Genomic DNA, 23,150 nt, shown 5'->3' on the forward strand with positions numbered 1-23,150 from the left:
GCACCGCGCTCCCGCCCGTTGCCTCACCCCTCGACAAACGCGATGCTGACCTCGTCGTACCGCGTCCCGGCGATCCGGCCGGCGGGTGCCGCGGCATCGATCGCGGTGAGTTCTTCGGCGGTCAGCTCCAAGGCCAGGGCGCCGAGGTTCTCCTCCAGATACTGCTGCCGACGGGTGCCGGGGATCGGCACCACGTCGTCACCGCGGTGCTGCACCCAGGCCAGCGCCAGCTGCCCGGCGCTGACGCCCTTCTCGGCGGCGATCTCGTCGAGCTTCTCGACGATGGCCAGGTTCTGCTCCAGGTTGCCGTCGGCGAAGCGCGGCTGGCTGCGGCGCAAGTCGGACTCCGGCAGCTCCTTCACGGAGGTGTAGCGCCCGGTCAGAAAACCGCGGCCGAGCGGGGAGAACGGCACCAGGCCGATGCCGAGTTCACGGCACACCGGAGCGATCTCCTGCTCCAGATCGCGGGTCCACAGCGACCATTCGCTCTGCAGCGCGGCGATCGAGTGCACCGCATGCGCCCGCCGGATGGTCGCGGCGCTCGCCTCGGACAGTCCGAGATGCCGCACCTTGCCGGCCGCGACGAGCTCGGCCATCGCACCGACGGTCTCCTCGATCGGCACGTCCGGGTCGACGCGGTGCTGGTAGTAGAGATCGATGTGGTCGACCCCGAGCCGGCGCAGCGACGCGTCACAGGCCGCCCGTACATGGGCGGCGTCGCCCCGGATCATCGTCGGCTCACCGAGCCGGTTGGCGAACCCGAACTTCGTCGCCAGCACCACCTCGTCCCGCCGCCCGGCTATGGCCCGGCCGATCAACTCCTCGTTGTGGCCCGCCCCGTAGAAGTCGGAGGTGTCCAGCAGGCTGACCCCGAGGTCGAGCGCCCGGTGGATGGTCGCGATCGACTGCGCGTCGTCCGACTCGCCGTAACCGTGGCTCATCCCCATACAGCCGAGCCCCTGCGCGGAAACCGCCAGCTCACCAAGGTGACGCGTCGGAATGCTGGTGCTGGTCATGATGCTGTTGCCTCCTGGACATGGCGTACGACGAACGGATCCGGACCGGCCGGCATTCGGCGGTCGACAGCCCCCGTCACGGTCGACTGCCGGCCGTGAAACCCCCGACCGTCGCCCCCGTTCCGGCTGTCGCCCCGGATCCCGTCCCGGACGCTACGAGTTGAAGCGCACTCCAAGTCAACAAGGCGGCACCCGGGCGTCTGTCAGCGAGTCACTGGTCGGCAGCCGTCTCCGCTATCGCCCGCAGGGCCTGGCAGTGCGCGGCGAAGGCGGCACGGCCCTCAGCCGTGAGAGCGAGCCAGGTCCGCGGGCGCTTGCCGACGTACCCCTTGGTGACGGCGACATATCCGGCCTTCTCCAGGGTGGTGACCTGCCGCGACAGGACCGAGTCACTCACCTCGACGGTGTCGCGGACGAAGCCGAACTCGGCTTTGTCCGCGGCCGCGAGGGTCGCCATTACGGAGAAGCGAACGGGCGCATGGATCACCTCGTCGAGCCCGTGGCGCGGATGTATGCCGGGTTGCGAGGTGCTCACCGCCGGGCCTCCAAGTAGCCGCCTATCAGCCCGGGAAGGGCGACCAGCAGCGCCCCGGGCACCCACCACGCCACGACGCCGGGGAACCAGATGAGGCCGCCGCTCAGCACCCCTCCGTACAGCAGCCCCCATGCCGCGAGCAGACTCGTATGCCGTCGCTGGAAGCCCCATCGGGCAACGCGCTGCCGGGCGGCGTACACGGACAGTCCGATGAGGACGGCGGTCCAGATGCCGCAGCCGATAGCCACCCCATACGGCCCGCTGATCAGCCCGATGCTGAGCACCATGGCCGCCGCCGCGATGCCGTAGATCACCTGGTACCAGGCGTACCACTTCGTGCCGTCCCGCACGGTCGAGCGCAGCTCCTGCGCGCGGGCCAGCGCCGCCACCGCGTCCTGTGAGGCGTACTCCGCCATGCCAGTCCCCCCTGATCGCTGCTTCCGTGAACCCGACTTCCGACTCCATCGTCACAAGTACTTTCCAAAATGACAAGTACTTTCGAGTCGTTGGCTTCACCATCTCGCAACGGAGGGCGACAGACCCGCCGCCAAGCCCTCGGAATGCATGAAGGCATCTCACGGAACCCCGGGTTGGCCCAGCCCCACAGCCATGAGCCGTCGGACTCCTCAGCGCTGAAAGGGACGTTGCTCCTTCGACGGAACGGCTCCGCGCTGCCCCCTGGGCCGGCGTGCCCGGTGTCCCCGGCGTGCCCGGCGGCCTGGAAACGACGGCAGGGACGGCACCCGCCGCACGCCCTCCGCCCGTGCCGCCGCGCCCCAGGTCGGGTAATGTTGCGCTCTCAGTAGTGGACCGACCCAGGAGGTGAGACCGATTCCCCGCCAGACCAGGCAGGCGCTCCCGGCTCACGCCCCGCAGGTTCACCCGACGCAGGTGACCGCCCGACACACGTGACCCGGGACGCGCCCTCGGCGCCCCGAAAGGCCCACATGTCGTCACCTCATATCTCGTCGTCCCACCTGTCTTCACCCCGTATATCGCGCTCCCCCGTGCGGCCCGAGCCGGCACCGCGTCGAGCGGACGGCGCAGCGCCCCCCTCGCCGCCCCCTGCCCCACCCCTCTCCCGCGCCACCGTCGTCACCAGGCTGCGCGCCGCCGGCTGTGTATTCGCCGAGGACGAGGCGGAGTTGCTGCTCTCCACCGCGCCTACGGCGGACGCACTCGCCGCCATGGTGGAGCGCCGCGTCCGCGGCATTCCCCTGGAACACGTCGTCGGCTGGGCGGAGTTCCACGGGCTGCGGGTCGCCGTGGATCCCGGCGTCTTCGTGCCGCGGCGCCGCACCGAATTCCTGGTGGACCAAGCCATCGGCCTCGGGCGCGGGGCCGTCGCCCGCACCGGTCGGCCCACGGTCGTCGTCGACCTGTGCTGCGGATCCGGTGCGGTGGGCACCGTACTGGCCGCCGCCCTGGACCGGGTCGAGCTGTACGCGGCGGACATCGAGCCCGCCGCGGTGCGCTGCGCCCACCGCAACATCACGGCCGCCGGGGGCGAGGTCTTCGCGGGCGACCTCTTCGACGCGCTGCCCGCCGGTCTCCGGGGCCGTATCGATGTCCTGGTGGCGAACGTTCCCTACGTACCGACCGAAGAGGTCGGACTGCTGCCGCCCGAAGCCCGTGAGCACGAGCCGCTGGTCGCGCTGGACGGCGGCGCGGACGGGCTCGACGTCCTGCGGCGGGTGACCGCGGCCGCGGCCGAGTGGCTGGCGCCGGAGGGGCATCTGCTGGTCGAGACGAGCGAACGGCAGGCGCCACGGGCCGTCGAGCACTTCACCCGCCACGGGCTGCTGCCCCGGGTGGCCGGCTCCGACGAGCTCCACGCCACGGTCATCATCGGGACCCGGCCCGCCACCGGGGAGGGCGGGGGCACCCCGTAGTCGCCTCCCTCTTCGGGCGGGCCGCGACCCGAACGGGCCCGGCCGATGACTACCACGCCGCCGGCCGGTCGTTACCGGCGGAAGAGGAAGGGAGATCCGCCATGCCGACACACGGACCCGCACAGCACCCCACGACCGAGCTCGACGGCCGCTACAGCTCCGCGCTCAACCCCCGCCCGGGTGCCGCGGACGTCACTGCCACCGAGTGGGCCGAGGCCCGGCGGCAGCTGGAATCCGCCGAGATCTTCTGGGTGTCCACGGTGCGGCCGGACGGCCGGCTGCACGTCACTCCCGTGCTCGCCGCCTGGCACGACGGGGTGCTGTACTTCTCCACCGGAGCGGACGAGCAGAAGGCGAGGAACCTCGCTGGTGACGGGCACTGCGCGCTGACCACGGGGAGGAACTCGCTCACCGAAGGGCTCGACCTCGTGGTCGAGGGCAGGGCGGAGCCGGTGGCCGATCCGGCGGTGCTGGACGAGGTGATCGCGGCGTACGAGGCGAAGTACGGGCCGCACATCACCTCGCCCGAGGGCCCCTTCCACGGGATCGGGGAGGCGTTCCGCACGGGGGGCGTGGTGGTGTTCGCCGTCACCCCGGCCACGGCGTACGGCTTCGGCCGGAACGACGGCGTCTTCACGCACACACGGTGGGCGTTCTGAACAGCCGTTACACGGTGGGCGTTCGGAACAGCCGCGCCCCACGAGGCGGTGGGTCCGCAGGGCGGGCCGGGCGGCGCGAGCGGTTCAGGCGAGCCAGTCGGCGTAGCGGGTGGGGGCGAGGTGGGCGTCCATGTCGGTGAGGACGTCGCCCTGGACGGCGGCGAACATGCCGGCGGTGGGGTCGGTGACGACGGTGCGGTCGTCGGCCTTGTGGGCCAAGGTGAGACGGCCCAGGTCGTCGAGGGAGAAGACCTCGGGGCCGGCGATCTTGCGAATGCCTCCGAGCGGGGCACCCGTGGCGACGTCCGCCACCGCGGCGGCCACGTCCTTGGAGGCGATCGGCTGGATCGGCGTGGCGGGCAGCCGGACGGTGTCCCCGTCGGCGGTCCAGGACAGGACCGCGTCCATGAACTCCATGAACTGCGTCGCGCGGACGATCGAGTAGGGGACCGGTCCGGCCGCGAGGATCTCCTCCTGGAGCGCTTTGGCCCGGTAGTAGTCCAGCTCGGGCACCTGGTCCACGCCGACGATCGAGAGAATGACGAAGTGGCCCACGCCCCCCTTCCGGGCCGCGGCCAGCAGGTTGTCCATCGAGGTCCGGAAGAAGGCCAGGGAGGCTTCGTCGAAGGTCGGGGAATTCGTCAGATTGACGAGGACGTCGGCCCCCGCCACCGCCTCGTCCAGCCCCTGGCCGCTGAGGACATCGGTTCCGGTGGACTGCGCGTACGGCACCGCCTCGTGCCCCGCGGCGTTCAGCTTCTTGACGACCTGCGACCCGATCAGCCCGGTGCCGCCGATGACCGCGAGCTTCATGCCATGCCTTTCGTCGGGGATTCATCCGCAATAAGGCACATGATCCCCGTACGGGCGCCTGACATGAGGTCTGGGGCGCGCATCCGGGCGACGGGCGCCCGACCGGTCGGCCCGTGCGCTCAGTGGCGCTCCGAAGCCGCCGTCCTCACCCCACCAGAGCACTCCTGCTAGCGCTTGCTTGCAAAAGTTAGCACTGGGAGGCACCATCGGGGTATGGCATCACTCAACGTCGGCAACCTCGGCGAGTTCCTGCGGGAGCAGCGGCGCACGGCGCGGCTGAGCCTGCGGCAGCTCGCGGATGCCGCCGGGGTGTCCAACCCGTACCTCAGCCAGATCGAGCGCGGCTTGCGCAAGCCGAGCGCGGAGATTCTGCAGCAGCTCGCCAAGGCACTGCGGATATCCGCGGAGACGCTGTACGTCCAGGCCGGGATCCTGGACGAGCGGCACGGTCTGGACGGGGTCGAGGTGCAGACCGCGATACTCACCGACCCGGCGCTGAACGAGAGACAGAAGCAGGTCCTGCTGCAGATCTACGAGTCCTTCCGCAAGGAGAACGGGCTCGGCACCGCAGACAAGGACACCGCTGCGAGCGGGTCCGAGGTCGGGCGCGGTACGGACACCCCCGGCACAGAGGTCGACGGCGGCCCGCACGCCACCTGAGCAACCGATTCCGTTTCCAGGAGGAAATACGTCATGGCCATCTCCGATGACCTCCGCAAAACCCTGACCGACGCCACCCCGCTGTACGCGCTGGCCGGCACCGTCGATCTCGCGGCCGAGAAGCTCGGCGAGGTGCCGCAGCTCGTCGAGAAGATCCGGGCCGAGGCGCCCAAGCGCTTCGACTCCGTGCGCGGCACCGAGCCCAAGGACGTCCAGGCCCTGGTCAGCAAGCAGGCCAAGGACGCCCAGGAGAAGCTGTCCGAGCTGCTGGGCTCGCTGGACGGCGACATCAAGAAGGTCCGCGACCAGGCGCAGGAACTGGCGCTGCAGGGCGTGGGCCGGGCCGCCGAGGCCGTCGTGCGGGCCCGTGAGGGCTACGAGGAGCTGGCCGAGCGCGGCCGTGACGCGGTGGCGACCTGGCGCGGCGAGGCCGCCGACCAGGTCGAGGACCTCGCGGTGGCGATCGAGCCGGAGCCGGCGCCGAAGTCCGCGCCCAAGAGCACCGCGAAGCCGCAGACCGCCAACGGGGCCAAGGCGCAGACCAAGGCCACCCCGGCGACCCAGCCCAAGCCCGCCGCACCGAAGAAGCCGGTCGCGCAGCGCAAGCCGGCGCCGGCACCGACGAAGAAGAGCACTCCGCCGTCCGCGAAGTGAGCATGATGTGACGTCACTCACCCTTCGCTGAGGACGTCGTTTCCGAGGCCGGGCCGGGCACACTTCAGGTGCCCGGCCCGTTGTCCGGGTACGGTGGGGCCGCACGGGCGGCAGACGGCCGTGGCGAACCGGGACGAACACGACTGGCGAACGGGCGGTGGACGGCGTGCTGATTTACGGGTTCCAGAGCATTCTGAGCTGGGTGCAGCTCGCCCTGGGCGTCTATGCCGCCGTGATGCTGATCGATGCCGCCGTGCGCCGCGAGGATGCCTATCGCGCCGCGAGCAAGCAGACCAAGGGCATGTGGCTGATCTTTCTCGCCCTTGCCACGGCGCTGCTGTTCATTCTCCCGATCATGTCGTTCCTGCCGGTCATCGGCGTGATCGCGGTGATCGTCTACACCGTTGACGTGCGGCCCGCGCTCCGGGAGGTCTCCGGCGGCAGCAGCGGCCCGCGCCGCGGGGGCTCCAGCTCGGACGGGCCGTACGGGCCCTTCAACGGCGGGCGCTGAGCCCGCCCGGCCGGGCCCCGGAGGGCTCGGCCGCTTCCCCCGCAGCCGCGTCGGCGCCGGTCTCTCGCGGCGGTGTCAGCTCCGGTCCAGCAGCAGCACGGCCACATCGTCCGTCAGCTCGCCGCCGTTGAGATCGCGTACTTCCCTGACCGAGGCATCCAGCAGCTCCTCGCCGCTGAGGCCGGCCGCCATCTTGCGGCTGACCAGCTCGGTCATGCCGTCCTGGCCGAGGCGCTGGTTGCCCACCCCGATGCGGCCCTCGATCAGCCCGTCGGTGTACATCATCAGGCTCCAGGAGCCGCCCAGTTCGATCTGCCGGCGCGGCCAGCGGGCGTGCGGCAGCAGGCCGAGCGCCGGGCCGCCGAATTCGTAGGGCAGCAGCTGCGGGCTCTCGCCGGCCCGGGCCAGCAGCGGTGCGGGGTGGCCGGCCAGGCACAGCCCGGCGCGGCGGCCGTCCGCGGAGATGTCGACGGTGCACAGCGTCGCGAAGATCTCGTCATCCGCGCGCTCGTGCTCCAGCACCTTCTGGAGGGTGGCGAGCAGTTCGTCACCGGACAGGCCGGCGAAGGTCAGCGCGCGCCAGGCGATCCGCAGCTCGACGCCGAGGGCGGCCTCGTCGGGGCCGTGGCCGCAGACATCGCCGATCATCGCGTGGACGGTGCCGTCCGGGGTGCGGACGGTGTCGTAGAAGTCGCCGCCGAGCAGCGCGCGGCTGCGGCCGGGGCGGTAGCAGGCGGCGAAGCGCAGATCGGAGCCGTCGAGCAGGGGCGTGGGCAGCAGGCCCCGCTCCAGCCGGGCGTTCTCCTGGGCGAGCATCCGCGACTCGGTGAGCTGGCGCTGGGCCAGGTCGGCGCGTTTGCGTTCGACGGCGTAGCGGACCGCGCGGCTGAGCACCGCGCCGTCCAGTTCGTCGCGGAAGAGGTAGTCCTGGGCGCCGACGCGTACGGCATCGGCGGCGCGCTCGGCGTCCGTCTCGTAGGTCAGGACGAGGACGGCGTGCGACGGCGCGAGCCGCAGGACGTCGCGCAGGACGCCCAGTTCGTCACCCTCGGCGGCGTGCGCGGCGTCACGCTCGGCGCGGTCCTCGGGGGCCTGCGGGGACAGGTCGAGCAGGATGCAGTGCACATCGTCGGTGAGCAGCCGCGCGGCCTCGGTGAGGTTGCGGGCGGTACGCAGGCGCACCTTGCGGCCCGCCCAGTCCCACATCTCGGGGACATGGCTGTTGGGGTCCTCACCGATGAGGAGCAGGGTCAGGCCCTGGTGGGTCGTTCCATGGTCGGCCGAAAGTCGCTGTTCGGCCGACTGCGGGAGGGTGGGCTCACGGAAGCCCTGCACCGCCGGCTGGGCCTCCTGGCCCGCGGCGGGGGCCGGGGCGCGGACGCCCTGGGCCGTCGCGTCCCGCGCGCCCGGCACGTCGGCGACCCGCGCGGTCTTCGCGCAGGCGTCGTCCACCGGTCCTGCCTGGTGCGGCAGCACGACCGTCCGCTGGTGCGGTACGGGTACGGGCATCGGTCTGCTTCCTTCCCTCCCCCCGAGGGGTGCGGTGGGGCACCGACGGTGCACCACCGTGCCCGGGTCCCGTCGTCCATCGGTCGAATGGAACGGGGTGGCGCCGAGCACTGACAGGCGACCATAGCGTCAGTACGGAGTGGGATGGAATGCCCGGCGGCAATCGGCCATCGTCATATGCCGAGACCGATAAGCCATTTGACCTGGAGAGGGTGGAATGCGGAATGACGAACATCACCCCGCTCGAGTGCATTCAGCAACGCGACGGCAACCCTCAGAGAGCAAACAAACAGGTCATTTATCGCGGGGTGTGAGCCGCGTCATCTCCTCCGGCATCACCATCGGGGCGGACGACGCCGAGGATCGGCATCGAACCGGCACCGGTGATCGTCACCTGCCGGCCGGGACGCGGCGCATGCACAATCGCGCCGTCACCGAGATACATCCCGACATGACTGGCATCGGAGAAATAAATAATCAGATCGCCCGGCCGCATGTCCTTCAGGGCGACCCGGGGCAGTTGCCGCCACTGTTCCTGTGAGGTCCGCGGAATCGTCCGGCCGGCGGCCTGCCAGGACCGCAGGGTCAGCCCGGAGCAGTCGAAGGTGTCCGGTCCTTCCGCGCCCCACACATAGTCCTTGCCGATCTGCGCGGTGGCGTACGAAATCGCCTTCTTGCCGTCGGCCGAGGCCTTGTTGCTGATGTCTTTGAGGATGCCGGAGTCGAGCCACTTCTGCTGCTGCTGGAACGCCTGCGCGTCCTCCAGCTTCTTCAGCCGGTCCTTTTCCTTGGCGGCCAGCCGGGATTCCAGCTGCTTTGCCGCGTCGATCTGTTTCTTGATGTCCCGCTGGGCGCTTTCCTTCTTCTTGCGGTTCGCCTCCAGCTTCTCCCAGCGATCCGTTGCGGAGTCCGAATACCGCTGCAAGTCGCCTTTGAGATGCGCCAGTTGGCTGACCACTCGCTTTGCGGCGAGCTGTCCCTTACGGGCCAGGGTGGCGTTGTCGAGAAAGCCTGCCGGGTCGGCGGTGAGCATCAGTTTCGCCTCGGCGGGCAGCCCGCCGCCGCGGTACTGGGCGCTGGCCAGCGCGCCCGCCTGCCGCTTGAGGGCGGACAGTTTGTCCTGGGTGGTGTTGATGGTGCGCGCCAGCTGGACGATTTCCTTCTGCTGGACGTCGACCTGTTCCTCGGCGGCGTTATAGGCGTCGGTGGCCTGCTCGGCCTTGCGGTACAGGGCGTCGATCTTCTTGCGTACCTCGTCGAGGTGGCGGGCATCGGCGCCCGTGGGCTTCACCGGGTCCGCGGACGGGCTTCTGCGGGCCTCGGCGTGGGCGGCCGCCGCCGTGCCGCCGAGCAGCCCCGTCGCGCACAGGACGACGGCGGTGCACGCCATCAGCCGGCCGCCCCGCCCGCCCCATCCGCCCGGAAATCCCGGAACATCCCGAACGTCCTGCCGCGCCCCCTGGCTCCCCACCAGCCACCTCCGGTCGTTCCGCACCCATTCGCGACGTCTCAGGCGCGGATGCTGCCATACCGGCCGGTAATTCAACAGGGCGACGTGCCGTTTCCCACCCCTCGAACGGCACTTATCGGCCCGCACCCAGCCGATGGCCGAGGTTCACCCTGCGTTCACTCCGCTCCATCGGCCGCTTCACCTGATCTACCTAATTTCAGCCTTACCGAGTGCGCGTCCCCCACGGCACAAGCGCAGCACGGCCGGCTTCCGCCGTGAACGCGGTAGTCATCACACACCCACATGCTCGCCGACGAAGCGGCGCGCCCCAGGAAGGAACTCTCGACAGTGAAGCTTCAGCGCAAGAACCGGGTTCGCGCCCTCGCCGTTGGCGCTCTCGCCGTCACCGGTGCCCTGGCCCTGACGGCGTGCGGCTCCGACGACACCTCCGGTGGTGGCGCCGCCGCCGCCAAGAAGTCGAACATCAAGTGTGACGGCAAGGGCAAGCTGCTCGCGTCCGGCTCGTCCGCGCAGAAGAACGCCATGGACGTCTGGGTGCAGAACTACTCGGGCGCCTGCAAGAGCACCGAGATCAACTACCAGCCGACGGGCTCCGGCGCCGGCGTCACGACCTTCCTGCAGGGCCAGACCGCCTTCGCGGGCTCCGACTCGGCCCTCAAGCCCGACGAGGTCACCAAGTCCAAGCAGGTCTGCAAGGGCGGCCAGGCCGTCGACCTGCCGATGGTCGGCGGCCCGATCGCGGTCGGCTACAACGTCCCCGGCGCGGACAACCTCGTGCTGGACGCCCCGACCCTGGCGAAGATCTTCGACTCGAAGATCACCAAGTGGAACGACGCCGCGATCAAGAAGCTGAACCCGAGCGCCAAGCTCCCGGACCTCAAGATCCAGGCGTTCCACCGCTCCGACGACTCGGGCACCACCGACAACTTCACCAAGTACCTCAAGGGCGCCGCCCCGGGTGACTGGAAGCACGAGCCGGCGAAGAAGTGGGAAGGCACCGGCGGCCAGGCGGCCTCCGGCTCGGCCGGCGTCTCCTCGCAGGTCAAGCAGACCAGCGGCGCGATCTCCTACTTCGAGCTGTCGTACGCGACGGCCGGCAAGATCCCCACGGTCAAGCTGGACACCGGCGCCAAGACGCCGGTCGACGCCACCGTCGACAACGCCTCGAAGGCCATCTCCGAGGCCAAGCAGGTCGGCAAGGGCGATGACCTGGCCCTGCAGCTCAACTACACCACCAAGGCCGAGGGCGCCTACCCGATCACCCTGGTGACGTACGAGATCGCCTGCGACAAGGGCAACAAGGCCGAGACGCTGCCCGCCGCCAAGTCCTTCCTGACCTACATCGCCAGCAAGGACGGCCAGAGCGCCCTCAAGCCGCTCGGCTACGCCCCGCTGCCCACCGAGATCGCCGACAAGGTCCGCGCGAGCGTCGCCAAGCTCTCCTGACCCACCGGGCGGCGGCCCACAGGCCGTCGTACGACCGAAGGGGCCCCCTCACAAGGGCCCCTTTCGGGCCGCCGCCCTTCCGGTGCACCGCCGCGCCAGGAGCCCTCACCGGCTCCGCAGACCGGAGAATCCATGAAGACACCCTCCTCCACGACCGATACCCCGCCCCTGCCACCGCAGCACGACGGCTCCGCCGTCTCCGGCAAGGCGGTCCGCCCCGGCGACCGGATCTTCCTCGGGCTCTCCCGGGGCTCCGGGATCGCCCTGCTGGCGATCATGGCCGCCATCGCGGTCTTCCTGACCTACCGTTCGGTGCTCGCCATCTCCGGCGACAAGGCCAACTTCTTCACCACGCTGGACTGGAACGCCAGCGGGACCGATCCGAAGTTCGGCATCGCGGTCCTCGCCTTCGGCACCGTCGTCAGCTCGCTGATCGCGATGCTGATAGCCGTGCCGGTCGCGGTCGGCATCGCGCTGTTCATCTCGCACTACGCGCCGCGCAAGGTGTCCTCCCTGCTCGGCTACGTCATCGACCTGCTCGCCGCGGTGCCCAGCATCATCTACGGCCTGTGGGGCGCGCTGTTCCTCGTCCCGCATCTGAGCGGCCTCTACAGCTGGCTGGACGACTACCTCGGCTGGACCGGCATCTTCAGCTACAGCGGCGGGGCGGCCCGCTCGCTGTTCACCGTCGGCATCCTGCTCGCGATCATGATCCTGCCGATCGTCACCAGCGTCAGCCGTGAGGTCTTCCTGCAGGTCCCCAAGATGCACGAGGAGGCCGCGCTGGCCCTCGGCGCCACCCGCTGGGAAGTCATCCGGATGTCGGTGCTCCCCTTCGGCCGCTCCGGGATCATCAGCGCCTCCATGCTCGGCCTGGGCCGCGCGCTCGGCGAGACGATGGCCGTCGCCACGGTCCTCTCGCCCAGCTTCCTCATCAACACCAGCCTGCTGGACCCGGGCGGCGGCACCTTCGCCCAGAACATCGCCAGCAAGTTCAGCGAGGCCGACCAGTTCGGCCAGGACGCGCTGATCGCCTCCGGCCTCGTCCTCTTCGTGATCACGCTGCTCGTCAACGGCGCGGCCCGTCTGATCATCGCCCGCCGCAAGGAGTACTCGGGAGCCGCAGCATGAGCGTCATGACCGGCCGCCACGCGGTCTCCGACGGCAGCCCGCTGCCCGTCTCCCTCAAGCAGGCCCGGCTGCCGCGCTGGACCCCGCCGGTGCTCGCCCTGGCCGCGGCCGGCGCGGGCTGCGGCATCGGTCTGGCCGCCGGCCTGGGCAGCACGGTCCAGTGGGGCCTGATCGCCGGCCTGCTCTTCGTCCTGGGAACGTTCGCGCTGGCCGTGGGCGTCGAGGGCGTCCGGCAGGCCAAGGACCGGCTGGCCACCAGCCTGGTCTGGCTCTCCTTCCTGGTCGCCGTCGTCCCGCTGGCCTCCCTGCTGTGGGAGACCGTCACCCGCGGCACCAAGGTGCTGGACGGCTACTTCCTCTCCCACTCGATGGGCACCACCCCGGACGCCCTGCCCGGCGGCGGCATCTACCACGCGATCATCGGCACCCTGGAGCAGGTCGGCCTGGCCACCCTGATCGCCGCGCCGCTCGGCCTGCTCACCGCGATCTACCTCGTCGAATACGGACGCGGCGCGCTCGCCCGGGCCGTGACCTTCTTCGTGGACGTCATGACGGGCATCCCCTCGATCGTGGCCGGCCTGTTCATCCTCTCGGTGTGGATCCTGATCCTCGGCTTCGGCCCGTCCGGCTTCGCCGGTGCGATGGCGCTGGCGATCCTGATGATGCCGGTCGTCGTCCGCTCCACCGAGGAGATGCTCAAGCTCGTCCCGAACGAGCTGCGCGAGGCGTCCCTGGCCCTGGGCGTACCGAAGTGGCGCACCATCCTCAAGGTCGTGCTGCCGACGTCGATCGGCGGCATCACCACCGGCGTGATGCTCGCCATCGCCCGTATCACCGGTGAGACGGCGCCCGTGCTGCTCCTGGTGTGGGGCGCGAAGACGATCAACAACAACCCCTTCCAGGATGCCCAGCAGTCGCTTCCGCTCTACGTTTTCCAGCAGTGGCAGCAGGGTTCCGAGGCCTCCTACGACCGCGCCTGGGCCGCGGCTCTGGTCCTCATCGCCCTCGTCATGATCCTCAACCTGCTGGCCCGCGGCATCGCCCGCTGGAAGGCCCCTCGCGGAGGACGGAGTTGAGCCGCGTCGGAGGCCGGGAGCCGCATCGGGGGAACGAGGGCGCGGCGCCCGGACGGCGCACGAGCGAAACAGTCCCACCCTTTGACGCAGCCCGGCCGCTGACCCAGCCCGGCGACAGAAAGAAGCAGTGATTTCCATGGCCAAGCGAATCGACGTCAGCGGCCTCAGCGCGTACTACGGCAGCCACAAGGCCATCGACGACATCTCGATGACGGTCGAGCCGCGCTCCGTGACGGCCTTCATCGGCCCGTCCGGCTGCGGCAAGTCGACCTTCCTGCGGACCCTGAACCGGATGCACGAGGTCACCCTCGGCGGCCGCGTCGAGGGCAAGGTGATGCTCGACGACGAGAACCTCTACGGCTCCGGGGTCGACCCGGTGGCCGTCCGCCGCACCGTCGGCATGGTCTTCCAGCGCCCCAACCCGTTCCCCACGATGTCGATCTTCGACAATGTCGCGGCCGGTCTGCGGCTGAACGGCTCGTACAAGAAGAGCGAGCTCAAGGACGTCGTCGAGCGGTCCCTCAAGGGCGCCAACCTGTGGAACGAGGTCAAGGACCGGCTGAACAAGCCCGGTTCGGGGCTGTCCGGCGGCCAGCAGCAGCGGCTGTGCATCGCCCGCGCCATCGCGGTCGAGCCGCAGGTCCTGCTGATGGACGAGCCGTGCTCCGCCCTCGACCCGATCTCCACCCTCGCCATCGAGGACCTGATCGGCGAGCTGAAGGAGCGCTTCACGATCGTCATCGTGACGCACAACATGCAGCAGGCCGCGCGCGTCTCGGACCGTACGGCGTTCTTCAACCTCGCCGCGGTCGGTCAGCCCGGCAAGCTGGTCGAGATCGACGAGACCGAGCGGATCTTCTCCAACCCCTCGGTCCAGGCCACGGAGGACTACATCTCCGGTCGCTTCGGCTGAGTCGCGAGCGCGCCCCGGCCGGCAACCGGCCGGGGCCGCCCCCTCCACGTCCTGCGGTGCTGCATGGCGGTGCCACCGCACGACGAAGGGCCCGCCCCTCTTCCCGGGGGCGGGCCCATTGCTGTGTCGGGGAGATCCGTCAGCCGAAGGCCAGCTCGACGATCCAGTACGCGAACGCCGCGACCAGCGCCGCGGCCGGCATGGTGATGAACCAGCCCATCACGATGTTCTTGGCGACGCCCCAGCGCACCGCGCGCGGGCGCTTGGTCGAGCCCACACCCATGATCGCGGAGGTGATGACATGGGTCGTGGAGATCGGGGCCTGGAACATGAACGACGCGGTGTACATGACCGAGGCGGCCGTGGTCTCCGCGGCGAAGCCCTGCGGGGGGTCCAGCTCGATGATCCGGCGGCCCAGGGTGCGCATGATGCGCCAGCCGCCGGCGTACGTGCCGAGCGAGAGGGTGAGCGCACACGCCAGCTTGACCCAGATCGGGATCGCGGCGTTGGGCTCCTCGGCGTCGGCGATGACCAGGGCCATCACGACCACACCCATGGTCTTCTGGGCGTCCTGCAGGCCGTGGCCGAGCGCCATGCCGGCCGCGGACACCGTCTGGGCTATGCGGAATCCGCGCTTGGCCTTGTGCGGGTTCGACTTCCTGAAGAGCCACAGGATCAGGACCATCACCAGATAGCCGAGCACCAGGCCGACCACCGGCGAGATGAACATCGGCAGGACGACCTTCTCGACCACCCCGGACCAGATCACGGTGGTGCCACCGGCCAGCGCGGCGCCGACCATGCCGCCGAAGAGCGCGTGCGAGGACGACGAGGGCAGGCCGAAGTACCAGGTGACCAGGTTCCAGACCACCGCGCCCAGCAGCGCGGCGAACAGAATGCCCATCCCCTTGCTGCCGTGGGGAGTGGCGATCAGCCCCTCGCTGACCGTCTTGGCGACCCCGCTGCCGAGGAAGGCACCGGCGAGGTTCATCACGGCGGCCATCGCCAGCGCCGCCCGCGGGGTCAGCGCCCGGGTCGAGACCGAGGTCGCGATGGCGTTGGCGGAGTCATGGAAGCCGTTGGTGTACGTGAATCCGAGCGCGACCGCAATGGTCACGATGAGCGCGAAGGTGTCCATGGGAGGCGCTCAGGACTCCTTGACCGCGATGGTCTCGACCGTGTTGGCGACATGCTCGAACGCGTCCGCCGCCTCTTCCAGGATGTCCACGATCTGCTTGAGCTTGAGGACCTCGATGGCGTCGTACTTGCCGTTGAAGAGGTGCGCCAGCAGCTTGCGGTGGATCTGGTCGGCCTGGTTCTCCAGCCGGTTGACCTCGATCCAGTACTCGGTGAGGTTCGACATGGTGCGCAGATTCGGCATCGCCTCGGCGGTCAGCTCGGCCGCCCGCGCCAGCACCTCGATCTGCTGGTCGACGCCCTTGGGGAGCTCCTCGACCTTGTAGAGGACGACCAGGTCGACCGCCTCTTCCATGAAGTCCATGATGTCGTCGAGCGACGAGGCGAGGTTGTAGATGTCCTCGCGGTCGAACGGCGTGATGAACGAGGAGTTCAGCTGGTGGAAGATCGCGTGGGTCGCGTCGTCCCCCGCGTGCTCCGCCGCCCGCATCCGCTCAGCGATCTCTGCCCGGGCCGAGGCGTCGGCCCCGAGCAGTTCCATCAGGAGCTTCGAGCCGGTGACGATGTTGTCCGCGGAGGCGGCGAACATGTCGTAGAAGCTCGTCTCCCTGGGGGTCAGACGAAAGCGCACGTGAAATCCTCGGGGTACATCGGATTCGGTCGGGTTGATGCTAGGCGCATCATCCAGCCACTGCTAACCGGCATTCCTTCAGTGTCGCCCATCGGGCAGCATGCTCTGCACGGGGTACCACAGGTGCCCGTAAAGTTCGGTACCATATACCCACCAGGGGTATATGGACGCCTAGATACCAGGGGAGACGGCCATGACGACCATGGACGCCGACACCAACGGCGGCACCGCAGCACCCGCCGCCCGCGCCACCCCGCAGCCGGACTCCGACCACCGAGGCGACGCCCAAACCGTGACCGATAACGCAGAGACTCCTCCCGCAGTCGGCCCCCACGGCTACGCACAGCAGAAAGACGCACACATCAAGCGACTGCGCAGGATCGAGGGACAGATCCGCGGACTGCAGCGGATGCTCGAAGAGGATGTGTACTGCATCGACATACTCACCCAGGTCTCGGCGAGCACCAAGGGCCTGCAGTCCTTCGGCCTCCAGCTCCTGGAGGAGCATCTGCGGCACTGCGTCGCCGACGCGGCCGTCAAGGGCCCCGAGGCCATCGACGCCAAGGTCCAGGAAGCGACCAAGGCGATCGAGCGGATGCTGCGCACCTGAGCCGGCCGGCCTTCCGGGGCGCTCCGGGCCCGACGGCGCTCCCTCGCTTCCTCGCACGGGCCGCGGCTAGCCGGGCGGCCGTCCCGCCGGCCCGGGCGGCGGGGGCACGGGCTGCGCGCGCCCGCCGTCCTCCCCCTCGACTTCGAGCACCTCGTCGATACGGTCCGGGCTGAGCCGATCCTCACTCGCGGCCGCGGCCGCGATCATCAACTCACCAGTCAGGTCGATCTCGACGAGGGCGACGTGGTCCTGGACCGTCGTAGGGCGCTGTCCGGCCACGTACAACACCTCCTCCTTCGAGCGCCTTCCCACGCCTCCGGTGGTTACCGTCAGCGTAAAGAGCGGCGCACACTCCGCGCATGGCACGGATGGACCATTTCCGCCATCCCGCACGCGCCCCCGTCATGTGACCGGCCGCCGCGACCGCTCTACGGCGTGGCCGAGGCGACCTTTCCCGCATAGATGTCGCGCTCATCCGGCAGCTGCACCGTGATCCGGGTGCCGAAGCCGGACAGCTCCGTGGTGGAGACCACCGCCGCGCCCTGCGGCGCGCCGTTGGCGAAGCGGAACCACTGGCGCACCTTGCGCAGCCGCCCGGCCCCGTCCAGATACACCTCGAACGGCACCTCGTCGGTGGTGAATCCTTCCTCCGCGGCGACCAGCGCGGACCGGGTGCGCGGCGACGCCACCTGGGCGGCCGTCTGGATGTCCGTCACTCCCCGATAGTGCCGCACCATGACCCCGTCCACCCGCTCTTCGCCCTGATATGTCACATTCCGTGCGCCACGCAGGAGTTCGGCGGCGGCCAGCGGATCGGTCGCACCGCCGGTGACCAGGTTCCCGTCGGCGAGCGAGGCGGTGGCGACCCGTACCCATTTGTCGGCGGGCACCCCGGCGCCGCGGTTCTTCATGAACAGCGCACCGGGCGCGAGGATCTCGGTGACCGGCTGATGGCCGCTGCCGGCCCGGCCCGCCGGATCGGGCAGGACGACGCGCAGCCGCCCGGTGCTGGTGGCGAAGTCGTAGCCGCCGGTGCCACGGATGGCCACGCGGGTGCCGCCGCTCACGGTCTCCATGGACGTACGGAGCTGGGCGGAGCGGGCCCGCAGCAGGGCGTCGGCGCTGTCCCGGACGTCCATGGCGGCAGCGGCGGGGCCCCGGCCGGGCGGCTCCTGGTCGTCGGCCGCGGCACCGTCCGGGGAACAGCCCGTCGTCAGCAGCCCGACCGCCAGCCCCGTCCCGCACGCCATGGCCACGGCGGCCGCGCCGCCGCCTCGTCTGTCCTGCACCACCATCGCGTACGAGCCCCCTCGGCCGCCGTCTTCGGGAACGGCCTGGGCCGGCCGGTCCGCTCGGGTGGGCCGGACGTTGCGCCACCGCCGCATCTGGCGTTCCGCCGACCGATCCGTTCAACGAGTGTCAAGGGGGCTCGTCACGCACCGGCGGACGGGGCGTAGCGTGGCGGCGTGCCCGACCGAACGCCCCATGCCACCTCCACCACCGAGCGCGGGTCCTTCTGCAGCGCCCGCTGTGACTGCGGCTGGCGGGGGCCGGCCCGCCGCGCCCGCTCGCAGGCGCGTACGGACGCCGAGCGCCATCTGGTGGACGCCGGGGCGGGCGCCGCTCCGCACCGCCGGAGGGAATGAGGAACTCCGTTCCGGGAACCCCCCGCGTCCGTACGGCATCCCCCTAGTAGGGGGAGGCAAAGCCCGCCACCGGTAACGGACTTCAGGTCTGCTACCGGACGGCGCAGGACAGGACCGGGCACAGCGGTACGCGGGGCAGCGCGCCGCCGCATCCGCCCGCATCCGCCTCCTCCGTGCACGCCCCGTATCCTCTGCCGGTCCCTCGGCGGGCGGGGCAGACCGGACGACAACGAGGGGGATCCATCCCAGTGAAGCGGCGCACACTCCTGCAGGTCGGCGGCGGACTGGCGGCCACGTCGGCCGCCTGGGCCACCGGCTGCGACACCAAGACCGGCAAGGCGGGTGCGGAGTCCTCCGCTTCCGTCACGGGGGCCGCCAACAGCGCCGGCGCGGCGCAGAACACCGCGGCCGTCGCCCGCGGCGGGGCCTCCCAGTCCTCCTGGACCGCGCTCGGCAAGAGCCTGGACGGGAAGCTGATACGGGCGTCGGACGCTGCCTACGCGACCGCCCGCCGTCTCTACAACACCCGCTACGACACGCTGAAGCCGTCGGCCATCGCCTACGTCAAGCACCCGGCGGACATCGCCGAGTGCCTGTCCTTCGCCCGGCGGCACGACACCCCGGTCGTCATCCGCAGCGGCGGCCACTCCTACGCGGGCTGGTCCAGCGGCAACAACAAGCTCATCATCGACGTCTCCGCCCTGTCCAAGGTCGGCGCACCGTCCGGTGGCATCACCCGCATCGGCGCCGGCGCCAAGCTCATCGACGTCTACGAGGGCCTGGGCGCGCACGGCGTGACCATACCCGGGGGCTCATGCCCCACCGTCGGCATATCCGGGCTCACGCTCGGCGGCGGCCATGGCGTGTCCTCCCGCGCCTACGGCCTGACCTGCGACAGCCTCGTCGGCGCCACCCTCGTGACGGCCGACGGCAAGACCATCGACTGCGACAAGAACCAGCACGCCGACCTCTTCTGGGCGCTGCGCGGCGCCGGCAACGGCAACTTCGGCGTGGTCACCGAACTCCGCTTCCGTACGCATCCGGCGCCCCGCTCGGTGATGGCCTACATGACCTGGCCGTGGTCGAAGGCGGCGAAGGTCGTGGCGTCCTGGCAGAAGTGGGGCCCCACGCAGGCCGACGAGATATGGTCCGCCTGCCATCTCGACGCCCGCCCCGGCTCCACCCCGGGCGTCTCCGTCGCGGCCTTCTCGCTCGGCAGCTACGGCGACCTGAAGAACGCCCTCGACAAGCTCGCCGACCAGGCGGGCGGTCCCGGCCCCGCCGCCGGCATCCACCTCACGCCGATCGGCTACCTGGACGCGATGGAGTCGTACGCGGGCTGCTCCTCGAAGTCCACCGCGCAGTGCCACATGCCGGGTTCGCTGCCCGGGCACACCGCCGCGGGCAAGCTGGGCCGGGAGACCTATGCCGCCCGCTCGCACTTCTTCGACCGCTCGCTGTCGACGGCCGGCATCCGCACCCTGATGGACCAGATCGAGCGCGGCGGCCGCAACGGCGTCGGCGGCAATGTGGCCCTGACGGCGCTGGGCGGCGCCATCAACCGCGTCGGCAGCGCCGACACCGCGTTCGTCCACCGCGGCTCGCGCTTCCTCGCCCAGTACTTGACGTCCTGGGGAGCCGGTGGCTCGTCCACCAAGCAGACAGCGTGGCTGAATTCGTTCCATGACGCGATGCGCCGCTACTCCTCGGGCGCCGCCTACCAGAACTACACCGACCCGGGCCTGACCGACTGGAAGTCCGCCTACTACGGCTCCGCCGCCACCCGGCTCGCGCAGGTCAAGCACACCTATGACCCGCAGCGACTGTTCAGCACCTTCCCGCAGGCGCTCTGAGACCGCCGGCGGACACACGGACGGCCCGGCCCCGCGAGGGGTCCGGGCCGTCCGCATCCGCCAGGTCGTTGTCCCTGCCGACGGGCCGTCAGGCGGCAGCGCCCGCCGGCCGCGACCGTCAGGCCGCCAGATCCTTGTCCCGCTCCTTGTGACCGGGCTGCATCCCCGAGCCCGCGGCCACCACCCGGCTGCCCTCGGGGGGCGAGCCGTCCCCGTCCGCGCCCTCGACGCCCGGCGCCCGCACCAGCCACGCCAGCTTCGACCTGCCGATCGCCGTCATCAGCGGCACCAGGAGCGCCTGCGCGAGCGGCGCGAGCAGCAGCGCGACGGCGGTGCCCAGGGCGAAGCCGCCGATCACATCGGTCGGGTAATGGACGCCCATGTAGACGCGGCAGAAGCCCTCGGCGAGCGCCAGCCCGATCCCGATCAGGCCGTACTTGCGGTGCGCGACGAACAGGCCGACACCGACCGCCATGGTGAGCGTCGCGTGGTCGCTGACGAACGAGAAGTCGCTCTTGCCGGGGATCAGCACTTCCAGGCCGGGGTGGTCCTTGAACGGCCGCGGCCGCTCGACGAACGCCCGGATCGGGATATTGGCCAGCAGCGCGATACCCGCGGCCAGCGGCGCCCAGACCAGCCCCGCGACAGCGGACGGCGCACCGGGCCGGCGGCGCGCGGACCACCAGGCGACCAGACACAGCACCGCGAGCGCGGCGATGAGGCCGTACTCGCCGATGTACTCCATCGCCTTGTTGACCCAGTGGGGGGCGTCCTTCGCGAGGCCGTTGACGCCGTCGAGCACGTCGACGTCGGGATTCGGCCCCTCGAGTGCGAGTCCAGCCATCTGCCGCGGCCCCTTATCTTTCGCGCGCGCGAGCGCCTTCGTGTGCTGCCTGCCCCCGTGGTCGTCGAGCGGGTGCTGCTGCGATTTCTGCTACGTCCCCACGCCAAGGAAACGCGATGTCCGACCCTGGCGTTCCCTTCTCTACCGGAAGATCACCAGGACGTTATCGAAGCTTGATTCATCACTGCAGTTCAGGGCCTTATGTTCACGCAGGGTTCGTGCCTGGCAGTGCTTTTGCGCCATCCGAGGTGACGCGGGTCGCGCCGATGTAGTCCGGCGAGTCGATCTTGTCGAACCGGATCACGGCCCCCGTGTACGGCGCGTTGATCATGTAGCCGCCGCCGACGTACATCCCCACATGGTGGATCGAGCGCGGGTCGTTCAGGTTGTAGGCGAAGAACACCAGGTCGCCCGGGAGCAGCTCGTCCCGCTTCGGATGCGGCCCGGCGTTCCACTGGTCGTTCGCCACCCGCGGCAGCTCGATGCCCACCGAGTGGTACGCGGCCTGGGTCAGCCCGGAGCAGTCGAACCGGCCGCCCTGCGCCGCGGTCCCCGTACCGCCCCACAGATAGCGCGTACCGAGCTTCTCCTGGGCGAAGTAGATGGCTCCGGCGGCCTGCCGCGACGGCGCCACCGGCCCGGTCCGCGCCTCGAAGCTCTTCGCCAGGGTCGTGATCGTCTTCACATAGTTCTGGGTCTCGCGGTACGGCGGCACCCCGTTGTACTGGATCACCCGGTAGGCACCGGCGTTGTACGCCGCGAGCATGTTGTGCGTGGGATCGCCCGAGGCATCCTTCACATAGCGCGCCAGCTCGCAGTCGTACGAGGCCGCCGACGCGATCGCGTCCTGCGGGTCCCACACGTCCTTGCGGCCGTCGCCGTTCCCGTCGACGCCGTGCGTCTGCCACGTCCCCGGGATGAACTGCGCCAGCCCCTGCGCGGCGGCCGCGCTCTGCGCCTTGGGGTTCCATCCGCTCTCCTGGTAGAGCTGCGCCGCCAGCAGCGCGGGGGTTATCGCCGAACAGAGCGTGCCCCACCTCTGCACCTGCGGCTGGTACGCGGCCGGCACCGCGCCCTTCGCCAGCCCCAGGGCCCGTCCGGCGGCCCCGCCGAGCCCGGCCGCCACCGTGAACGTGGCAATCACGAGCAGCCCGAGCAGACAGAGCATCAGCCCTGCCCCGAGCCCACCGGCCACCCAGAATTTCCGCACCCCCCAACCCTCCCTCATCCAGCCGCGGTTCACTGCCTTTTTCCGGCCGCACCCGCGCGCCCCGCGCCGTGAGGTGCCGCACGACAGCGCACGACGCGGCGCAGGGGGCGGCACAAGGGCGGCACGGGGACGACACGGGGGCGGCACGGGGCGGCACGGGGCGGCACGGGGGCACACCGCCGGAAGGGCGAGTGCGCGCGCTGACGCACCCGGAACACCGCCGGATGGGGGACACTGCGACCGAGCCCCGAGACGGCCTGCCCCGTCCGCGGCCGCCACACGAACGGACCAGCCCCGCACGGCGCGCCGGACCGGCCACCGACGCTTCCGATGATCATTGCTCAGGGTTATCCACCGTGATACACACAGTGAGACTAGTCGGTTCAATGGATGGCGTGCGCCCGCACATACACGCCACTCCCACGGGATCCGTCAAAGAAAGGCGCCAAGTCGACAGCTGACGGCTCGTTTGTCGGCGAAGATAGAGGCTGACCTGTACCGCGCCGGCCAGGCGCACAACTACCCATCAAGGGGCGGTGAGTTCACACATGTTCATTGCGGCCGACAAAGGCGACATCACCACCATCATCGGCGGAATCGCCCCGGACTGGGGGCCGTTCGGGACCCTGGGCAACGAGGCCCGCGTGATGATCGAGGTGGTCATGGCGGTAGCGATCCTGCTGTGCCTCGGCATCGCGATCTGGGGCGCCGCCAAGCAGCGCATCGGCGCCACCGCGCTGCGCGACACCTTCAGCGCCGAACAGGGCAAGGGCCTGATCGTGGCCGGCCTGACCGGCGTCTTCATCATCGGCTCCCTGGGGACGCTGTTCACCATCGTCTACGGCATGGCGGTCTAGGCACGCCGAAGCCCGGGCAACCCCCGTCGGCACACCCTGACACGCGCCCGTCCCCGCGCCGCCCCCCATGCGCCCC

General features: G+C 70.3%; 25 protein-coding genes. 13 read left to right on the forward strand and 12 right to left on the reverse strand.

Annotated features, from left to right (window positions below; genetic code table 11):
• Window positions 1-23: 23 nt before the first annotated feature.
• The 3 genes from OIU81_RS14965 to OIU81_RS14975 all read right to left on the reverse strand — a co-directional run bounded on the left by OIU81_RS14965 (window position 24) and on the right by OIU81_RS14975 (window position 1,967).
• Window positions 24-1,016 carry an aldo/keto reductase gene (locus OIU81_RS14965; protein ID WP_329147927.1) on the reverse strand — a complete coding sequence of 331 codons (993 nt, stop codon included), beginning with the start codon at window positions 1,014-1,016 and terminating at the stop codon, window positions 24-26.
• 211 nt (window positions 1,017-1,227) lie between these two features.
• Complete coding sequence (locus tag OIU81_RS14970; protein WP_329147929.1) at window positions 1,228-1,551, reverse strand: winged helix-turn-helix domain-containing protein; 324 nt, start codon at window positions 1,549-1,551, stop codon at window positions 1,228-1,230.
• Complete coding sequence (locus tag OIU81_RS14975; RefSeq protein WP_329147931.1) at window positions 1,548-1,967, reverse strand: hypothetical protein; 420 nt, start codon at window positions 1,965-1,967, stop codon at window positions 1,548-1,550. The genes OIU81_RS14970 and OIU81_RS14975 overlap by 4 nt, the downstream gene beginning before the upstream one ends.
• 591 nt (window positions 1,968-2,558) lie before the next feature.
• Here OIU81_RS14975 and OIU81_RS14980 point away from each other — a divergent pair.
• Together OIU81_RS14980 and OIU81_RS14985 are read left to right on the forward strand one after the other, a co-directional pair.
• Window positions 2,559-3,443 (forward strand): putative protein N(5)-glutamine methyltransferase, encoded by an 885-nt coding sequence (locus OIU81_RS14980; protein WP_443073993.1) that lies wholly within the window; start codon window positions 2,559-2,561, stop codon window positions 3,441-3,443.
• 101 nt (window positions 3,444-3,544) lie between these two features.
• Entirely contained in the window at window positions 3,545-4,102 is a 558-nt protein-coding gene (locus OIU81_RS14985; protein ID WP_329147933.1) for a pyridoxamine 5'-phosphate oxidase family protein, read from the forward strand.
• Between the two features lie 84 nt (window positions 4,103-4,186).
• On the opposite strand, the gene OIU81_RS14990 is transcribed toward OIU81_RS14985, so the two are convergent.
• Window positions 4,187-4,915, reverse strand: a complete 729-nt coding sequence (locus OIU81_RS14990) for an SDR family oxidoreductase (protein ID WP_329147935.1) — start codon at window positions 4,913-4,915, stop codon at window positions 4,187-4,189.
• Window positions 4,916-5,128: 213 nt separating this feature from the next.
• Here OIU81_RS14990 and OIU81_RS14995 point away from each other — a divergent pair, with 213 nt between their 5' ends.
• The 3 genes from OIU81_RS14995 to OIU81_RS15005 all read left to right on the forward strand — a co-directional run bounded on the left by OIU81_RS14995 (window position 5,129) and on the right by OIU81_RS15005 (window position 6,740).
• A complete protein-coding gene (locus tag OIU81_RS14995) occupies window positions 5,129-5,575 on the forward strand; it encodes a helix-turn-helix domain-containing protein (protein ID WP_329147939.1) in 447 nt (148 codons plus the stop codon).
• Between the two features lie 33 nt (window positions 5,576-5,608).
• Entirely contained in the window at window positions 5,609-6,229 is a 621-nt protein-coding gene (locus OIU81_RS15000) for a hypothetical protein (protein WP_329147941.1), read from the forward strand.
• Window positions 6,230-6,395: 166 nt separating this feature from the next.
• Window positions 6,396-6,740, forward strand: a complete 345-nt coding sequence (locus tag OIU81_RS15005; RefSeq protein ID WP_329155162.1) for a DUF2516 family protein — start codon at window positions 6,396-6,398, stop codon at window positions 6,738-6,740.
• 75 nt (window positions 6,741-6,815) lie between these two features.
• On the opposite strand, the gene OIU81_RS15010 is transcribed toward OIU81_RS15005, so the two are convergent.
• Both OIU81_RS15010 and OIU81_RS15015 read right to left on the reverse strand, forming a co-directional pair.
• A complete protein-coding gene (locus OIU81_RS15010) occupies window positions 6,816-8,249 on the reverse strand; it encodes a PP2C family protein-serine/threonine phosphatase (RefSeq protein ID WP_329147943.1) in 1,434 nt (477 codons plus the stop codon).
• A gap of 298 nt (window positions 8,250-8,547) precedes the next feature.
• Window positions 8,548-9,639 carry a C40 family peptidase gene (locus OIU81_RS15015; protein WP_329147945.1) on the reverse strand — a complete coding sequence of 364 codons (1,092 nt, stop codon included), beginning with the start codon at window positions 9,637-9,639 and terminating at the stop codon, window positions 8,548-8,550.
• Window positions 9,640-10,047: 408 nt separating this feature from the next.
• On the opposite strand from OIU81_RS15015, the gene pstS reads away from it, so the two are divergent.
• The 4 genes from pstS (at window position 10,048) to pstB (ending at window position 14,286) form a co-directional block, all read left to right on the forward strand.
• Window positions 10,048-11,166, forward strand: a complete 1,119-nt coding sequence (gene pstS / locus OIU81_RS15020) for a phosphate ABC transporter substrate-binding protein PstS (RefSeq protein WP_329147947.1) — start codon at window positions 10,048-10,050, stop codon at window positions 11,164-11,166.
• 132 nt (window positions 11,167-11,298) lie between these two features.
• Window positions 11,299-12,297, forward strand: coding sequence for a phosphate ABC transporter permease subunit PstC (gene pstC, locus OIU81_RS15025; RefSeq protein ID WP_329147949.1), 999 nt, complete (start codon window positions 11,299-11,301; stop codon window positions 12,295-12,297).
• Window positions 12,294-13,373: a phosphate ABC transporter permease PstA gene (gene pstA, locus OIU81_RS15030; RefSeq protein ID WP_443073994.1), complete on the forward strand. Its 1,080-nt coding sequence runs from the start codon at window positions 12,294-12,296 to the stop codon at window positions 13,371-13,373. The genes pstC and pstA overlap by 4 nt, the downstream gene beginning before the upstream one ends.
• A gap of 136 nt (window positions 13,374-13,509) precedes the next feature.
• A complete protein-coding gene (gene pstB, locus OIU81_RS15035; RefSeq protein ID WP_329147951.1) occupies window positions 13,510-14,286 on the forward strand; it encodes a phosphate ABC transporter ATP-binding protein PstB in 777 nt (258 codons plus the stop codon).
• A 139-nt stretch (window positions 14,287-14,425) separates the two neighbouring features.
• On the opposite strand, the gene OIU81_RS15040 is transcribed toward pstB, so the two are convergent.
• Both OIU81_RS15040 and OIU81_RS15045 read right to left on the reverse strand, forming a co-directional pair.
• Entirely contained in the window at window positions 14,426-15,424 is a 999-nt protein-coding gene (locus tag OIU81_RS15040; protein ID WP_329147953.1) for an inorganic phosphate transporter, read from the reverse strand.
• 9 nt (window positions 15,425-15,433) lie between these two features.
• The gene (locus OIU81_RS15045; RefSeq protein ID WP_006603963.1) at window positions 15,434-16,054 is read right to left on the reverse strand and encodes a DUF47 domain-containing protein; all 621 of its coding nucleotides are present in this window, start codon (window positions 16,052-16,054) and stop codon (window positions 15,434-15,436) included.
• A gap of 193 nt (window positions 16,055-16,247) precedes the next feature.
• On the opposite strand from OIU81_RS15045, the gene OIU81_RS15050 reads away from it, so the two are divergent.
• Entirely contained in the window at window positions 16,248-16,664 is a 417-nt protein-coding gene (locus tag OIU81_RS15050; protein ID WP_329147955.1) for a metal-sensitive transcriptional regulator, read from the forward strand.
• Between the two features lie 66 nt (window positions 16,665-16,730).
• Here the strand turns inward: OIU81_RS15050 and OIU81_RS15055 are convergent, their stop codons facing one another.
• Window positions 16,731-16,952 carry a hypothetical protein gene (locus OIU81_RS15055; RefSeq protein ID WP_329155164.1) on the reverse strand — a complete coding sequence of 74 codons (222 nt, stop codon included), beginning with the start codon at window positions 16,950-16,952 and terminating at the stop codon, window positions 16,731-16,733.
• Between the two features lie 140 nt (window positions 16,953-17,092).
• The gene (locus OIU81_RS15060; RefSeq protein WP_329147957.1) at window positions 17,093-17,959 is read right to left on the reverse strand and encodes a hypothetical protein; all 867 of its coding nucleotides are present in this window, start codon (window positions 17,957-17,959) and stop codon (window positions 17,093-17,095) included.
• A gap of 171 nt (window positions 17,960-18,130) precedes the next feature.
• Here OIU81_RS15060 and OIU81_RS15065 point away from each other — a divergent pair, with 171 nt between their 5' ends.
• A complete protein-coding gene (locus tag OIU81_RS15065) occupies window positions 18,131-18,310 on the forward strand; it encodes a hypothetical protein (RefSeq protein WP_329147959.1) in 180 nt (59 codons plus the stop codon).
• 248 nt (window positions 18,311-18,558) lie between these two features.
• The gene (locus OIU81_RS15070; RefSeq protein ID WP_329147961.1) at window positions 18,559-20,163 is read left to right on the forward strand and encodes an FAD-binding oxidoreductase; all 1,605 of its coding nucleotides are present in this window, start codon (window positions 18,559-18,561) and stop codon (window positions 20,161-20,163) included.
• A gap of 118 nt (window positions 20,164-20,281) precedes the next feature.
• Here OIU81_RS15070 and OIU81_RS15075 read toward each other — a convergent pair whose 3' ends face one another.
• Together OIU81_RS15075 and OIU81_RS15080 are read right to left on the reverse strand one after the other, a co-directional pair.
• On the reverse strand, window positions 20,282-21,007 hold the full coding sequence (locus OIU81_RS15075; protein ID WP_329147963.1) for a phosphatase PAP2 family protein: 726 nt from the start codon (window positions 21,005-21,007) through the stop codon (window positions 20,282-20,284).
• Between the two features lie 205 nt (window positions 21,008-21,212).
• On the reverse strand, window positions 21,213-22,217 hold the full coding sequence (locus OIU81_RS15080) for a C40 family peptidase (RefSeq protein WP_329147965.1): 1,005 nt from the start codon (window positions 22,215-22,217) through the stop codon (window positions 21,213-21,215).
• Window positions 22,218-22,765: 548 nt separating this feature from the next.
• On the opposite strand from OIU81_RS15080, the gene OIU81_RS15085 reads away from it, so the two are divergent.
• On the forward strand, window positions 22,766-23,074 hold the full coding sequence (locus OIU81_RS15085) for a hypothetical protein (protein WP_189104173.1): 309 nt from the start codon (window positions 22,766-22,768) through the stop codon (window positions 23,072-23,074).
• The last annotated feature ends 76 nt before the right edge of the window (window positions 23,075-23,150 follow it).

Origin of the sequence: Streptomyces sp. NBC_01454, assembly GCF_036227565.1 — a bacterium.
Classification (GTDB): domain Bacteria; phylum Actinomycetota; class Actinomycetes; order Streptomycetales; family Streptomycetaceae; genus Streptomyces.

What these genes read in the sequence shown, in the direction of transcription:
- pstC (WP_329147949.1), top strand. Translation starts at nt 11,299, where the DNA reads ATGAAGACACCCTCCTCCACGACCGATACCCCGCCCCTGCCACCGCAG.
- OIU81_RS15075 (WP_329147963.1), bottom strand. Translation starts at nt 21,007, where the DNA reads ATGGCTGGACTCGCACTCGAGGGGCCGAATCCCGACGTCGACGTGCTC.
- OIU81_RS14975 (WP_329147931.1), bottom strand. Translation starts at nt 1,967, where the DNA reads ATGGCGGAGTACGCCTCACAGGACGCGGTGGCGGCGCTGGCCCGCGCG.
- OIU81_RS14990 (WP_329147935.1), bottom strand. Translation starts at nt 4,915, where the DNA reads ATGAAGCTCGCGGTCATCGGCGGCACCGGGCTGATCGGGTCGCAGGTC.
- OIU81_RS15060 (WP_329147957.1), bottom strand. Translation starts at nt 17,959, where the DNA reads ATGGTGGTGCAGGACAGACGAGGCGGCGGCGCGGCCGCCGTGGCCATG.
- OIU81_RS15015 (WP_329147945.1), bottom strand. Translation starts at nt 9,639, where the DNA reads ATGGCGTGCACCGCCGTCGTCCTGTGCGCGACGGGGCTGCTCGGCGGC.
- OIU81_RS14995 (WP_329147939.1), top strand. Translation starts at nt 5,129, where the DNA reads ATGGCATCACTCAACGTCGGCAACCTCGGCGAGTTCCTGCGGGAGCAG.
- pstA (WP_443073994.1), top strand. Translation starts at nt 12,294, where the DNA reads ATGAGCGTCATGACCGGCCGCCACGCGGTCTCCGACGGCAGCCCGCTG.
- OIU81_RS15010 (WP_329147943.1), bottom strand. Translation starts at nt 8,249, where the DNA reads ATGCCCGTACCCGTACCGCACCAGCGGACGGTCGTGCTGCCGCACCAG.
- OIU81_RS14965 (WP_329147927.1), bottom strand. Translation starts at nt 1,016, where the DNA reads ATGACCAGCACCAGCATTCCGACGCGTCACCTTGGTGAGCTGGCGGTT.
- OIU81_RS14985 (WP_329147933.1), top strand. Translation starts at nt 3,545, where the DNA reads ATGCCGACACACGGACCCGCACAGCACCCCACGACCGAGCTCGACGGC.
- OIU81_RS15050 (WP_329147955.1), top strand. Translation starts at nt 16,248, where the DNA reads ATGACGACCATGGACGCCGACACCAACGGCGGCACCGCAGCACCCGCC.
- OIU81_RS15040 (WP_329147953.1), bottom strand. Translation starts at nt 15,424, where the DNA reads ATGGACACCTTCGCGCTCATCGTGACCATTGCGGTCGCGCTCGGATTC.
- pstB (WP_329147951.1), top strand. Translation starts at nt 13,510, where the DNA reads ATGGCCAAGCGAATCGACGTCAGCGGCCTCAGCGCGTACTACGGCAGC.
- OIU81_RS15085 (WP_189104173.1), top strand. Translation starts at nt 22,766, where the DNA reads ATGTTCATTGCGGCCGACAAAGGCGACATCACCACCATCATCGGCGGA.
- OIU81_RS15000 (WP_329147941.1), top strand. Translation starts at nt 5,609, where the DNA reads ATGGCCATCTCCGATGACCTCCGCAAAACCCTGACCGACGCCACCCCG.